General features: G+C 60.0%; 1 protein-coding gene. It reads left to right on the forward strand.

The window, feature by feature from the left end:
* On the forward strand, positions 1-249 hold a 249-nt coding region (locus tag EN845_RS34710; RefSeq protein WP_135931335.1), incomplete at its 5' end, for a transposase.
* Positions 250-300 lie beyond the last annotated feature (51 nt).

A 300-nucleotide genomic window follows, 5' to 3' on the forward strand; every position in this document is an offset into this window, starting at 1 on the left:
CCAGATGACGCGGCGACCTTTGAAGGTGCCGGTGTCATCTGGGGCGGCCGGCATGCTCTGCGCAGGGTGGTCTACATGGCAGCGCTCACCGCCAGCCGCTCCAATCCCGTACTCAAAGCCTTCCACCAGCGTCTTATTGCAAACGGTAAGCAACCAAAGGTCGCCATCGTCGCCGTGGCCCGAAAGATTATGACCATCCTCAGCGCCATGCTTCGACACAACCAACCCTGGTATCCAGACAAAGCCTGAAAACACAGTTGCTCATCCGTCTCGGCGCTGCGCGCCGATCCACCTTCTCCC

It is taken from the genome of Mesorhizobium sp. M8A.F.Ca.ET.202.01.1.1, assembly GCF_004791595.1.
In the GTDB taxonomy this organism is placed as follows: domain Bacteria; phylum Pseudomonadota; class Alphaproteobacteria; order Rhizobiales; family Rhizobiaceae; genus Mesorhizobium.